Origin of the sequence: uncultured Alistipes sp. (assembly GCF_949296715.1) — a bacterium.
Lineage (GTDB): Bacteria > Bacteroidota > Bacteroidia > Bacteroidales > Rikenellaceae > Alistipes.
The window spans coordinates 1-13,593 of the sequence record NZ_CASFQD010000049.1 but is presented as its reverse complement, the minus strand read 5'-3'; the positions used below and the strand labels follow the sequence as shown (position 1 = coordinate 13,593).

At 62.0% G+C, this 13,593-nt stretch carries 9 protein-coding genes and 1 pseudogene; 9 read left to right on the top strand and 1 reads right to left on the bottom strand.

Features of this window, described 5'->3' with window-relative positions; genetic code table 11:
- Positions 1 to 39 precede the first annotated feature (39 nt).
- Positions 40 to 1,563: a DNA recombination protein RmuC gene (gene rmuC / locus Q1Y33_RS07550; RefSeq protein WP_300799136.1), complete on the bottom strand. Its 1,524-nt coding sequence runs from the start codon at positions 1,561 to 1,563 to the stop codon at positions 40 to 42.
- Between the two features lie 303 nt (positions 1,564 to 1,866).
- Here rmuC and Q1Y33_RS07545 point away from each other — a divergent pair, with 303 nt between their 5' ends.
- The 9 genes and pseudogenes from Q1Y33_RS07545 to Q1Y33_RS07505 all read left to right on the top strand — a co-directional run.
- Complete coding sequence (locus Q1Y33_RS07545; RefSeq protein WP_300799135.1) at positions 1,867 to 4,221, top strand: leucine-rich repeat protein; 2,355 nt, start codon at positions 1,867 to 1,869, stop codon at positions 4,219 to 4,221.
- A 223-nt stretch (positions 4,222 to 4,444) separates the two neighbouring features.
- Complete coding sequence (locus Q1Y33_RS07540) at positions 4,445 to 5,995, top strand: DUF4836 family protein (RefSeq protein ID WP_300799134.1); 1,551 nt, start codon at positions 4,445 to 4,447, stop codon at positions 5,993 to 5,995.
- 88 nt (positions 5,996 to 6,083) lie between these two features.
- Complete coding sequence (locus tag Q1Y33_RS07535; RefSeq protein WP_300799133.1) at positions 6,084 to 6,731, top strand: ATP-binding cassette domain-containing protein; 648 nt, start codon at positions 6,084 to 6,086, stop codon at positions 6,729 to 6,731.
- Positions 6,728 to 7,945, top strand: coding sequence for an ABC transporter permease (locus Q1Y33_RS07530; protein WP_300799132.1), 1,218 nt, complete (start codon positions 6,728 to 6,730; stop codon positions 7,943 to 7,945). The genes Q1Y33_RS07535 and Q1Y33_RS07530 overlap by 4 nt, the downstream gene beginning before the upstream one ends.
- A gap of 78 nt (positions 7,946 to 8,023) precedes the next feature.
- Positions 8,024 to 8,677 (top strand): ribulose-phosphate 3-epimerase, encoded by a 654-nt coding sequence (gene rpe / locus Q1Y33_RS07525; RefSeq protein WP_300799131.1) that lies wholly within the window; start codon positions 8,024 to 8,026, stop codon positions 8,675 to 8,677.
- Positions 8,678 to 8,952: 275 nt separating this feature from the next.
- The gene (locus Q1Y33_RS07520; RefSeq protein ID WP_300799130.1) at positions 8,953 to 10,905 is read left to right on the top strand and encodes an ABC-F family ATP-binding cassette domain-containing protein; all 1,953 of its coding nucleotides are present in this window, start codon (positions 8,953 to 8,955) and stop codon (positions 10,903 to 10,905) included.
- Positions 10,898 to 11,629: a 23S rRNA (guanosine(2251)-2'-O)-methyltransferase RlmB gene (gene rlmB / locus Q1Y33_RS07515; protein ID WP_300799129.1), complete on the top strand. Its 732-nt coding sequence runs from the start codon at positions 10,898 to 10,900 to the stop codon at positions 11,627 to 11,629. The genes Q1Y33_RS07520 and rlmB overlap by 8 nt, the downstream gene beginning before the upstream one ends.
- A 53-nt stretch (positions 11,630 to 11,682) precedes the next feature.
- Complete coding sequence (locus Q1Y33_RS07510; RefSeq protein ID WP_300799128.1) at positions 11,683 to 13,410, top strand: DUF4153 domain-containing protein; 1,728 nt, start codon at positions 11,683 to 11,685, stop codon at positions 13,408 to 13,410.
- A pseudogene (locus Q1Y33_RS07505) lies at positions 13,398 to 13,593 on the top strand (hypothetical protein); the annotation flags it as partial. The gene Q1Y33_RS07510 and the pseudogene Q1Y33_RS07505, both read left to right, overlap by 13 nt.

The following is a 13,593-nucleotide window of genomic DNA, read 5'->3' as shown; positions in this document are numbered from 1 at the left end:
CCTTTACGGTCGGCGGCGGCCCGGGGAGGTATGCCGGGACTATTTTTCCGCGGCGCTTTCCGGATTTGCCGGGGTTCCCGGATTTGCGGGGTTCTCCGAATTAGCCGGATTGTCCGGAATTGCGGGGCGCTCCGGAATTGCGGCGCTGCCGTTGTTGTCGTCCGGCTCTTCGCCGTCGCTGCCCGCAGCCTCGAGCGTGCGGGCGTCGTGCTGCCGCTTGGTCTGGAGCCGTGCCGTGCGCCGCAGCCGCTCGCCCACGCGGATGATGTTGTCGTTGCCCGTGCAGAGGCGCTTGTGGGCATCCTCGTAGGCGCCGCGGGCCCTGTCGAGCGCCGCGCCGACATTCTCGAGCGATGAAGTGAAGGCCACGAGCTGCTCGTAGAGCTTCAGCCCGCAGGCGGCGATCTCCTTCGTGTTCTTGTCCTGATCGTTGTATTTCCACAGGTCGGCGACCATCTTCAGCAGCGCAAAGAGGTTCGTCGGCGACGAGATGATGACCTTCTTGTCGTAGGCATCCGACCAGATCGCCGTGTCGTTCTGCAGGGCGGCGAGGAAGGCCGGCTCGTTGGGGATGAACATGATGACGAAGTCCGGGGAGTTCAGCCGCCGCTGGTACTCCTTGCGGCCGAGTTCGGTGACGTGCTGGCGCACCGACGCCACGTGCGCCGCGAGGTGGCGCTGCCGCTCGGCCTCGGTCTCGGCCGACGTGTAGGCGACGAAGGCCGTGAGCGAGACCTTCGAGTCGATGACGATGTCCTTCTTTTCGGGCAGGTGCAGCACGACGTCGGGCCGCAGGTTGCGCCCCTCTTCGTCCTTGATGTTGTACTGCGTTTCGTAGTGGATACCCCGCGTGAGGGCCGAGCTGTCGAGGATCGTCTCCAGCAGCATCTCGCCCCAGTCGCCCTGCACCTTCGAGTTGCCCTTCAGCGCGCTGGTGAGGTTCTGCGCCTCGGTCGAGATTGTGCGGTTGAGCTCCATGAGCTGCTTCAACTCGGCCTTCAGCTCGCCGCGCTGCGAGGTCTGCGTGGTGTAGATCTCCTCGACGCGCTTGCGGAAGTCGGTGATGTTGTCCCGGAAAGGCTTGAGCAGCAGGTCGATCTGCTCCTGGCTGCTCTGGCGGAAGCGCTGCGACTGCTCGCCCAGAATCTCCGTGGCGAGGTTGCGGAACTGCAGGCGGAAGGTCTCCTCCTGCTTCTCGCGGGCCGTGCGCTCGGCCTCGCGCTCCTCGGCGCTGCGCTGCCGCAGGGCCGCGATTTCGGCCGCGGAGGAGGCCTGCAGGGCCGCCAGCTCGGCCTCGGTGCGGCTGTGCTCGGCCGTGAGCGTGCGGAACTGCTCCTCGCAGCGGGTGCGGAGCTCGCGCTCGGCACCGGCGGCCTGTTCGGCTGCCGCCGCACGAGTCTCGGCCTGCATCAGACGGCCTGCCGTGTCGCGCTCGCGTTCGGCGGCCTCGGCCCCCTCGCGGCGCAGACGCGCAGTTTCGCGACGGGAAGCGATATAAAGAGCCCCGAGCGTTGCGGCGACCGCTCCGAGCAGGGCGATGACAAGAAGAAGTCCGGTATTCATGTCGACAAATTTAGTGAATATTCCGGGATGGGTGCCGATATTCCGAATAAAATTGTTATCTTTGCTTTTACAGTCTGTGAGGACTGCGTACATACGACTAAAAAGCGCATCGGCTTTTTTCTTACAAGAGAAACCTGGAAAATTTCTAATGCAGTAAGGAACAAGAGTTGATGCTCTCGCTGTTTTCAGCGTGGGCATGATTCATATCTTACTGCATGGGCTATCCAGGGCCTCTCTTGTGGATATTGAAATTTGTCCACGTTTTTTTATATTTGTATTGTTCAACCCTTAAAAAGTGATGTTATGAGAAACTGTCTGACTTTGTTCGTTGCAGCCATGATGTTGCTGTTGATAGGTTGTGAGAAGGATCCCGTGCAGCAGAAAAACCTCTCTTTGAGTAGCGATGAGCTCAAATTTGATGCCGCGGGAGGCAGTCTCGATCTGGAGGTAAGGAGTGCCGGATCGTGGACTCTTTCAGGCGAGTGTATGTGGTGCGTCCCCTCCGTGCGGACAGGTGAAGATCGAGATGTTGTGACCTTCTCTGCCATAGAAAATATCGAGGAGACGGACCGTTTTGCGGAATTCACATTCCGCTCCGACACACATGAGGTTGTGTTGCATGTATCGCAGCGCTTTGCAACCCTTTCGCTTTCCGCTTCGGTTCTGACAATCGGAGAGTCGGGTGGAAGCGCGACATTGCAGATCGACTGCAATGGCCAATGGAAATTGGCGGGTGAATCCGTCTGGTGTACGCCCTCCATGCTCGCCGGCGAAGGGGCTGCCGAGATCGAATTCAGGGCTTTGGAAAATAGCGGTACGGAGTCCCGGACGGTTGAATATGTCGTTACGTGCGGTCCGCGGACCGCATCGGTGACGGTCGTGCAACCGGCCTCGAATGCGCCTACGGTCATTTATTATACTTCCATTGATGGTACGGTCATTGAACCGATGATGTCTCATTCGGATGCACTGGTCGTTAGCAATACCTACGAATTGGGGGAGGGAGGAAAAATCGTGCTGGACCGCAGGATAGATCATATTCCGTACTATATGTTCAGGAAGAATGAGATGCTCCTGTCGATCGTGATACCCGAAGGGATAACCGTCATAGAAGAAAACGCATTCAGCGGATGTTCCAATTTGTCATCCGTGTCATTGCCTCAGACGCTTCTTCGGATAGAGGGGGCTAGCCCGAGCTATCAGCACAATGGCGCTTTTGCCTCTTGCACGAGCCTGACTTCGCTGGATTTACCGGCTTCAGTGGAATATATTGGATCATACGTATTTACTTCGGCTGGTCTTGATCGGATTAATATACCGTCGGATTCTCATTTGCAGGTAATTGATGACGCAGCATTTGCTTATACCAAACTGTCGGAGATATTTCTGCCTGAAACATTGGAAACGCTCGGTTCTGGAATTTTTGCCAGCTGCGTCAATTTGAAATCCGTGGAAATTCCCCGCGGAGTGGAAATTTCGGATGGTTGGGTGTATGGAGCGGTGACGCGCAGTCCGTTCGGATTGTTTGAAAATTGCATTGGACTGGAGTCAGTTACGCTGCCGGATGATCTGGAGATACTGGCCGACAATATTTTCTACGGGTGCACATCTCTGAGAACGATTGATTTGCCGACAAATCTGCAGCAGATCGGGAGCAATGCGTTTTATGGCTGTACGAGTCTCGAATCGGTGACCATTCCGGCTAATGTGACGATTATCCGGGATGGAGAGCAGCCCTACTACGATTGCGGTACTTTCATGGACTGTACCGGCCTGAAGGAAGTCGTGATTCCTTCGGACTCCCGTCTGGAGGAGATCGGCAAGTTTGCCTTCACCAATTGCAGCGGACTGGTTTCTATCGATCTGCCGTCGGGGTTGAAGACGATCGATATCAGTGCGTTCCAGAACTGTAGCTCCATGACGGAGTTGAACATTCCGGATGCAATCGAACAGATTGGAGAAAACGTCTTCTGCGGTTGCGACAATTTGGAGCGGTTTACCGGGAAACTGGTTACATCGGATGGTCGGGGAGTCGTATTGTATGGCCGTTTGCTGGCTTTTGCTCCGGCCGGAGTGACCCGTTATGAATTTCCGGAAATTGTCGACGGCGTCTGGCGAATAGAGAACGGTGTCTTCCGGGAGTGTGACAAACTGGAGACGATCCGAATTCCGGACGGAGTGACCGAGATCGGTGTTTCCGCTTTCCAGGATTGTACGGCACTGACCTCGTTGAACATTCCCCAGGGGATGAAATCGATAAGTACCTACATGTGTATGGGATGCAGTGCGCTGGAGTCAATCATTTTGCCCGAAACGGTGACCAATATCGGATATGCCGCATTCAGAGACTGCCAGTCGTTGAAAAATATCGATCTGCCGGGAGTCGAAGTAATGGAATCCGAGGCCTTTGCCCAGTGCAAAGGTTTGACTTCCGTGACGCTGCCTGATTGCCTGACATCCATGACCAATGCATTTTACGAGTGTCCGGGATTGTATGAGGTCTATTGTCGTCCGGTTGTTCCTCCCTATGTCGGCAATTCCTTTACCGGGACTCGCGGCGATTTGAGAATATATGTTCCTTCGGGTTCCGTCGACAGCTACAAGCAGGATTCAGGATGGAGTCAATATGCCGATCGCATTGTTGGATATGATTTCTGATTTGTAGATGCATTTTGATAATTATTGAGTGCGAACCCCTAAAATTTTATATTAGATTCTGGGGTTTCCGTTTTGTTTGAAAATCCGTCCCGAATCGATCGGCAAGGGGTTTCGGGAGAGCTTTTTTCGGCTGTCACGCAATTTTGGAAGGGCCCGCGGTGGGCTTTCTCACGAATTTTGCTACCTTTGTTGACAATTGACAACCCTTAAAACGATTCCGGATATGAAACATCTCCTGTACTACTGGAAGGCGCTCTGCTGTGCGGCAGTCGCGCTGCTGCTGGTGTCGTGCCACGGCAAGGCCGATTATCGTGACCTGCTGCCGGCCGATTCCTCCTTTACGATGTCGGTCAACCTCGCTGCGCTGGTCGAGAAGAGCGGCGTGGGGTCGTGCGACCAGAGCCCGCTCTGCCAGCGGCTGCGCACCGAGCTCGAGACGGCGCAGGACCTCTCGGACGCCGAGCGCCAGTACCTGCTCAAGCTGCTCGAAGATCCCGCCGAAACGGGTGTCGACAAGCGGAAAAGCATCTTCCTGTTCTCGTCGGTGTCGGAGACGTTGAGCCTCGGACGGCAAATGCCGCAGGAGGCGGGCGTGCTGCTGCCCCTGGCCGATCAGGCGAAGTTCGCCGCGACGGTCGACTTCCTCTGCCAAAATGCCGGGCTGGAGAAGCAGACCCGGGGCAAGCTGACCTGCGTGGTCTTTGAAAACGATACCTACAACGGGGTCTGCGCCTTCGACGGGCGGGCCGCGCTGCTCTACTTCGCGCCCGAATCCGTCGAGACGGTTCTCGGCAGGGTCGATGCGCTCTTTGCGCAGAAGTCCCGCGAAAGCCTGATGGGCAAGGCCGGCGTGGCCGATGCCTTCTCCCGCGACAACGACATCGACGTCGTCATGGATTACGGCGGGATGCTGAAGGGAAATCCGATACTCAATGCGCTGCCCGTGGCGGAGGCCTTCGGAAATATGACGGTCTTCTGCGCCCTGAACTTCGAGAAGGGCGAGGTCGTCTGCGACTGCACGCTTTCGTATGCCGATGCCAAGAGCAGGCGGCAGTTCGAGGAGTTCTACTCCTACGTGAAACCGCAGAAGGGCGAACTGCTGCGCTATGTCCCGCAGAACACGGTTGCGGTGCTGGGCTTCGGACTCGAAGGCAGCGAGCTGCTGAAGGTTGCCTCGTCGCTGCCGGGCGGCGACCTGCTGGCGGGCAATCCGCAGGTGCAGCAGGCGCTGACCTCCATCGGGGGCGACGTGCTGGTGGACTTTTCCGGCATGTCGGCCGACGGCCGTTATCCGCTGGCGTCGCTGCTGGCTCAGGTGAACGATACTTCGCTCATGGAGTTTGTCATTGCGAATCTCGCCGGCATGCCCGTGGAGGCGCGGGGCGAGAATGCCTGGGAGCTGACCGTGTACGGTACGTCGGTACGGTTCGGCGTGCAGGAGGGATTCTTCTACGTGACGTCCGACCCGGCCGTGATGGCGGCTCTCGACGGCGGCGCGTTCGAATCGCTCGAATCGAAGAGCGGACTGTTCCGCAAGCACAAGGGAAGCTGCTACCTCGACTTCGCGGCATTGAACGAGCTGCTGACGCCCATGCTCGGCTCTTCCTATGACAGGGAGAGCGCAATGGTGCTGAATTGCTTTGACGAACTCGAGGCATACGGCAACAATGAGAAAGGCGAGCTGACCGTCCGCATGACCGACCGTGAGCAAAATGCCTTCAAGAGCATCTGCGACGTCGTCGGCAACCTCCTTGCACCGTATCTGTCCGAGTAACGCCGCAATTTTTTGCCGTGGACGTGAAAAGCGGCCGTCCCTTCGGAGACGGCCGCTTTCCCGGTCCGGGCCATTCATACGCATCGACATGGAACAAATCGTATTGCAGCGGGTCGTACCCGACGTTTTTGCCGATCGCCCCGAATCCCGCACGTCGGAGGTCTGGGGCCGTGAAGTGACGCTCCGCCGGGGCGAATACTGCCTCTTCGAGGCGGAGTCCGGAGCCGGCAAGTCGACGTTCTGCGCCTTTCTCTACGGCTTGCGCGGCGACTATGCCGGGCGGATACTCTTCGACGGGGCGGAGAGCCGCACGCTTGCGCCCGCGGTGTGGGAGGGGCTGCGCCGCCGCTCGTTGAGCTGCCTGTTTCAGGACCTGCGGCTCTTCGGCGAGTTGACCGTTAAGGAGAATCTGACGCTGAAAAACGACCTGACGGGCTTCCGCCGCCCGGAGGAAATCGACCGCCTGCTCGAGGCGGTCGGGCTGGCTCCGAAGCGCAACGAGCCGGTCGCCCGTCTCTCGCTCGGACAGCAGCAGCGGGTCGCCTTCGTGCGGAGCCTCTGCCAGCCGTTCGACTTCCTGCTGCTCGACGAACCGGTGAGCCACCTCGATGCGGCCAACGGCGAGACGCTCGCCCGCCTTGTCGTCGAGCAGGCCCGGCGGCAGGGGGCTGGGGTGCTCGTTACGTCGGTAGGCAACCGGCTGCCGCTGCCGTACCATAAAATCTACCGCCTATGACACTGCTCTGGAGACTGCTGCGCTGCCACTTGAGCCCGGCCCAGCTTGTCGGGTTCGCCCTGGCCGGGGTCGTGGGTATGGCCATTCTGCTGACTTCGTGGCAGGCCTACCGCGACATCCGCCCCCTCTTCTCCTCGTCCGATTCCTTCCTGCGGGGCGATTTCCTGGTCCTCTCGAAGCGGGTCGGGGCGCTCCAGACGCTGGGGATCGGGTCGACCGACTTTACGCCCGCGGAGATTGCCGATCTCGAGGCGCAGCCCTTTGTCCGGGCCGTCGGGGCCTTCACTCCGGCCGACTACCGCATTGCGGGCAGCATCGGCGCCGGGGGCATGCGCCTTTCGACCTACCTCTTCTTCGAGGCGGTGCCGGACCGTTTTCTCGACATCCGGCCCGGGGAGTGGCACTACGAGGCCGGCTCGCGCGAGGTGCCCATCATCATCCCGCGCAACTACGTCAACCTCTACAACTACGGATTCGCCCGCTCGCAGGGGCTGCCGCAGCTCTCCGAAGGGCTTTTCCGGCACGTCGGCATCGACCTGGAGATCGAGGGCGGCGGCCGTCGCGAGACCTTCGGCGGACGGATCGTCGGGCTGTCGAACCGGCTCAACACGATCCTCGTGCCCGAGAGCTTCATCCGCTGGTCGAACGACCGATTCGGCCGCGGCGGGGAGGCCCGCAACCCGGCGCGCGTGATCGTCGAGACGACGGGCCCGGTCGACGCGGCCGTGACGGAGTACCTCGCCGCCCGGGGCTACGAGACCGAGGGCGACGTGCACGACGACGGCAAGGCGGCGCGCATGCTGCGGCTGGCGGCCGGAGGTGTCGGCGGCGTCGGTCTGCTGTTCAGCATGATGGCGTTCTATGTCCTGATTTTAAGCCTTTTCCTTGTCCTGCAGCGGAGCAGCGACCGGGTGCGGGACCTGCTGCTGATCGGCTATGCCCCGCGGCAGGTGGCGCGCCCCTACGTGCGGCTGGCGCTGGGGCTCAACTGCGCGGTGACGCTTGTCGCCCTCGTGGCGGTGCGGGTCGTGCGGAGCGCCTATCTTCCGCTGCTCGGGTCGCTGCAGGAGGGTTACCGGCCCGCGGCGATGTGGCCCACGCTGCTGTGCGGCGTCGTGCTGTGCGGCGTCATGGTGCTCTTCGACGCCGCGGCCGTGCGCCGGCGCATCGCCCGCCTGCGCCCCGATGTGCGGCCGGGGCGGCGCAGTGCGTGAAAATTCGGGCGCGTAGGGTGCCGATCGGCGAAAAAATCCTATCTTTGTGGAGCCGGAAACTCTTTTTTAGGAACAGTCATGGAGAGAACCATAGCCCCCTCGATGCTCTCGGCCGACTTCGGCCATCTGGAGCGTGACACGCAGATGATCGACCGCAGCGCGGCCCGATGGATCCATATCGACGTCATGGACGGCGTCTTCGTACCGAACATCTCGTTCGGATTTCCCGTGCTGAAGGCCATCCGCCGTGCGTCGAAGAAGTTTCTCGACGTGCACCTGATGATCGTCGAGCCCGAAAAGTACGTCGCCCGCTTCGCCGAGGCGGGGGCCGATCTGGTGACCTTCCACTACGAGGCGTCGGCCGAGCCGCAGGCCACCGTGGAGCTGATCCGCGCCGCCGGGGCCAAGGTCGGGGTCTCGATCAAGCCCGCCACGCCCGTCGAGGTGCTGCGCGAGCTGCTGCCCGCGGTCGACCTGGTGCTGGTCATGAGCGTCGAACCGGGGTTCGGCGGGCAGTCGTTCATCCCCTCGTCGCTCGAGAAGATCGCGCAGCTGCGGGCAATGGCCCGCGAGGCGGGTCTCGACACGATCATCGAGGTTGACGGCGGCATCTCGTCGCGCAACGCCGCCGAGGTCTTCGCGGCGGGCGCCGACGTGCTCGTGGCCGGCAATGCCGTCTTCGGCGCTCCGGACCCCGAGGCGGAGATCGTCCGCATGCTCGGGGCACGGTAGGCCGGGCGCCGCGCGATGCCGGACCCGTATGCGGTGAGCGGGCGTCGGGCCGTCGGGTGAGGTGTGCCGGTCGGTTGCGGGGTGCCGCGTTGTCGGAGGAAGACGAGCGGGTGGTGCCGGTGCGGTTTCTGCCGCCGGAGTATGCGGAGTGTGCCGGACCTGCCATCGGAAATAGGCGCGTCTGCCGGAGAATGACTGCCGGTGCGGTTTCTGCCGTTCGGAGAGCCGATATGTCGGATTAAATCACTACCTTTGCCTCCGATTTTTGAGAAGCCATGATTTCACTCGATAACCTTACCGTGAGCTACGGGGGCTGGACCCTCTTCGACAACATCTCCTTTCTGATCAATCCGAAGGACCGCATCGGTCTGGTTGGCCGCAACGGCGCGGGCAAGACGACGCTGCTGCGCCTGATCGTGGGCGAAATGCAGCCCACGTCGGGTGCCGTGACGATCAACGGCGAGTGCACGATCGGCTACCTGCCGCAGACGATGCGCGTGGCCGACACGACGACGCTCGTCGAGGAGACGGCCAAGGCCTTCGACGAGGTGCTGCGCCTCGAGGCCGAGATCGAGCGGCTCACGCGCGAGATCGCCGAACGCACCGACTACGAAAGCGCCGACTATGAACAGCTGCTGCACCGCCTGAACGACGCGCAGGACCGCTACCACATCCTCGGCGGCGAGACGCGTGACGCCGACATCGAGAAGACGCTGCTCGGCCTGGGCTTCAAGCGCGAGGATTTCACGCGGGCGACGAGCGAGTTTTCGGGCGGCTGGCGCATGCGCATCGAGCTGGCGAAGCTGCTGTTGCGGCGTCCCTCGATCTTCCTGCTCGACGAGCCGACGAACCACCTCGACATCGAGTCGATCCAGTGGCTCGAAGAGTATCTGAAGAACTACAACGGCGCCGTGCTGCTCATCTCGCACGACCGCGCCTTCCTGGACAACGTCACCACGCGCACCGTGGAGCTGTCGCTCGGCAAGATCACCGACTACAAGGTGCCCTATTCGAAATATGTCGTGCTGCGGGCCGAGCGGCGTCAGCAGCAGCTGGCGGCCTACGAGAACCAGCAGCGCATGATCGAGAAGACCGAGGAGTTCATCGAGAAGTTCCGCTACAAGCCCACGAAGTCGAATCAGGTGCAGTCGCGCATCAAGCAGCTCGAGCGTCTCGAGCGCCTCGAGGTCGAGGAGGAGGACCTCGCGACGCTCAACATCAAGTTCCCGCCGGCACCCCGCTCGGGACAGGTCGTCGCCGAGATCCGGGATGCGGGCATGTCGTTCGGCGCGAAGCATGTCTTCAGCGGGGCGAACTTCACCATCACGAAGGGAGACCGCATCGCGCTCGTGGGCCGCAACGGCGAGGGCAAGACGACGCTGGCGCGCATGCTCGTCGGGCAGCTCACGCCGACCGAGGGATCGATCCGCATAGGGGCCAACGTCAACATCGGCTACTACGCCCAGAATCAGGACGACTTGATGGACGGCGAGTTCACGGTCTACGACACGCTGGACCGCGTGGCGGTGGGCGACATCCGCACGCGGCTGCGCGACATCCTCGGGGCGTTCCTCTTCCGCGGCGAGGACATCGACAAGAAGGTCAAGGTCCTTTCGGGCGGCGAGCGGGCGCGGCTGGCCATGGCCCGCATGATGCTTGAACCGCGCAACCTGCTGGTGCTCGACGAGCCGACGAACCACATGGACATGCGCTCGAAGGACATTCTCAAGAACGCCATCCTGAAGTACGACGGCACGGTCGTCGTCGTCTCGCACGACCGCGAGTTCCTCGACGGCATGGTCGACAAGGTCTACGAGTTCCGCGACGGCGCCGTGAAGGAGTATCTCGGCGGCATCTACTATTTTCTGGAGAAACGGAAGCTGGAATCGCTGCAGGAGATCGAACGGCGCGACGTGCCGGTCAAGGGTGCCGAGAAGGGCGCCGAACCGAAGGCCCCGACGGCGGGCAAGCTCTCCTACGAGCAGAAGAAGGAGCAGGAGAAGCTGCTGCGCCGCCTGCGCAAGGCCGTGGAGACGGTCGAGGCGCAGCTGGCCGACGTGGAGCGGCAGATCGCCGAGTACGACGCGCGCTTCGCCGCCGCAACGGCCTACAACGAGGCCGACTACAAGGCCTACGACGACCTGAAGGCACGGTACGACCACCTGATGCACGAGTGGGAGAAGGCCTCCTATGAACTGGAACTAACCGAGGAGCAATACAATGGATAACCTGATTTTCGGAATCCGTCCCGTGGCCGAAGCCATCGAGGCCGGCAAGCAGATTGAGAAACTCTACATCCGCAAGGGGGCCGACGGACAGCTCATGTCGGAGCTCCGGGACCTCTGCGTGCGTCACCGCGTGCACTACCAGGAGGTGCCGGTCGAGAAGCTCAACCGCCTGACGCGCGGCAACCACCAGGGAGTCGTGGCGCAGACGGCCGCCATCGCCTACGTCGAGCTGGCCGACATTCTGGAGCGGGTTCCCGAGGACGAGACGCCGCTCGTGGTGGTCTTCGACGGGGTGACCGACGTGCGCAATTTCGGGGCCATTGCCCGCTCGGCGGAGTGTGCCGGGGCGCACGGGCTCATCACGCCGCTGAAGAACTCCGCTCCGGTAAACGCCGAGGCGATCCGTTCGTCGGCCGGGGCGCTGACGACGATTCCGGTCTGCCGCGTCGGCTCGATCCGCAATACGCTCAAGCAGTTGCAGACGGAGGGTTTCCAGATCGTCGCCGCGACCGAGAAGAGCCGCAAACTGCTCTACGACGCCGACTTCCGCCGCCCGACGGCCCTCGTGATGGGTGCCGAGGATACGGGCATCTCGAAGGAGGTGCTCAAGCTGTGCGACGAGCAGCTGGCCATCCCGCTCATCGGCCACATCGAGTCGCTGAACGTCTCGGCCGCCGCGGCCGTCATGCTCTTCGAGGTGGTGCGCCAGCGTATCGGCAGCTGATCCGGCCGCATGCCCTTCCTCCTGCCTTTCCGACAACCTGAACCTCCGTCGCCATGAAATGGAATATCCGGGAACGTGCCGCTGAACTCCGCGAGGGGCTCGTGCACGTCGTGCGCCGCCATCCGCTCGAACTGCTCCTGCTGCTGGCACTGACCGTGACGCTGATCGTCTGCCTTGAAAGCAATCGCGACCCCGGCGGCGCACGTTGCGTGGTGCTCGGATGGGGCGCTTTGCTGCTGCTGATTGTCAACCGCCTGACGATGCACACCCGCCTGCGCATCCTCTATTGGGTGGCGTGGGTTGCGCTGGTACCGCTGTTTTTCTGGTCCGGATTCTCCGACTGGCTGCTGTCGGCGCAGGGTGTTGTGTCGATGGGGGTTCTCACCCCGTTGGCCCTGCTGGCCAGCCGCCGGGCCGTGGCGAACGACCGTTTCGTGACCGATGCCCTTGTCTGTCTGCGTGCAGCCGTGCTGGCGCTGTTCTTCGCAGGCGTCGCCTACGCGCTTTTCGAGGCGATTCTTTGGTCGACGGCCTACATTTTCGGATTCAATGATGCCCGTTGGGTCGACCACCTGACGGCCGAACTCTTCTTTGTGACGCTCTTTTTGGCGGCTCCGACGCTCTTTATGATGATGCTCGACCGTTGGGAGGAGACGCAGATGGGTTCTTCGCGCGTACTCGAAGTCCTGGTGAACTGGATCATTACGCCCGCCGTCATCATCTATGCCGCCATCCTTTACCTCTACCTGCTGAAAATCCTCGTCACGTGGACCCTGCCCGAGGGTGGCGTGGCCTATCTGGTCTTCGGATTCACGATGGCGGCACTGCTGGTCAAGGCGCTGTGGATGCAGCTCGACAAACGTCGCGGCGGCTGGTTCTACGACCGTTTCAGCCTGCTGTCGCTGCCCATCGTCGCGCTGTTCTGGGTCGGCGTCGCCCGCCGCGTCGGCGAATACGGACTGACCGAGGCGCGCATCTACCTCCTGCTGTGCGGCGGGGTGATGACGCTCTGCATCCTGCTCTTCCTCTCGCGCCGTGCAGGCCGCTATCTGTGGGTCGTGCTGGCCGCCTTTGCGGCCTTTGCCGCCGTGGCATACGTTCCGGCGCTGGAACCCGGACCGCTTGCCCTGCGCTCGCAGAGCAGACGGGCCGTGCGGATCGCTGCGGAGCTCGGCCGCTTGGATGCGGCGGGCCGCCTCTCGCCGGAGCCCGTTCCGCTGGCCGACACGGCGCACCGGCGCGAGTACCGCGAACTCTACGAGGCGTTGCAGTATGTCGAGCGCGACAGTGCGGCCTTTGCCCGTTTCGGAGTGGCGTCGTCGGATGATCTGGTAAGGACGCTGCCTTCGGCAATGCGCGACTATGTGCAGTGGGGTTGGGAGCCGGCTGCCGGAGACGCGGTGGTGTCCACGCGCTCCGTAGGTGTCAACCTCCCCCGGAATGCCTGCATCGAGGTGGACGGCCGCTACTCCCGGAGCTATGTCAATCTGGCGGCGTGGGATTCCGAAAGTTACTCCTTCGAGCGGGATACGCTGCGCTTCCGGCTCGGTCGGGAGCACCCCGTGCTGGAAATTGCCGGGCGGGAGCTGTTGGAACGACAGCTTGCCGCCGGCGGGTATGCGCTGTCGCAGGGTGTCGATCCGACACCCGAACAGGCGCTGCGGATACTGGATTACCGCGACGGCCGCTGCCGCATCCTTTTCGAATCGATGGAGATCGTGCGCGAAGATTCGCTCGATGTGCTGCTGTCGGTGCAGGTTCATTCGCTATGGCTGCGCTGATCCGATTCCACCGCGACACGGAGCCCGAACGGTATGAGCACCCGCGGCTGGGCGTCGTCGAACTGTCCGCCTCGGCGCGGGCGCGGCGCGTCTCGATCAGCGTGCGGGCGTCGGGCGCCGTGCGGCTGACCTGGCCCTGCGGCATCTCGCGGCGCCGGGCGCTGGAGTTTCTCGACAGCCGGG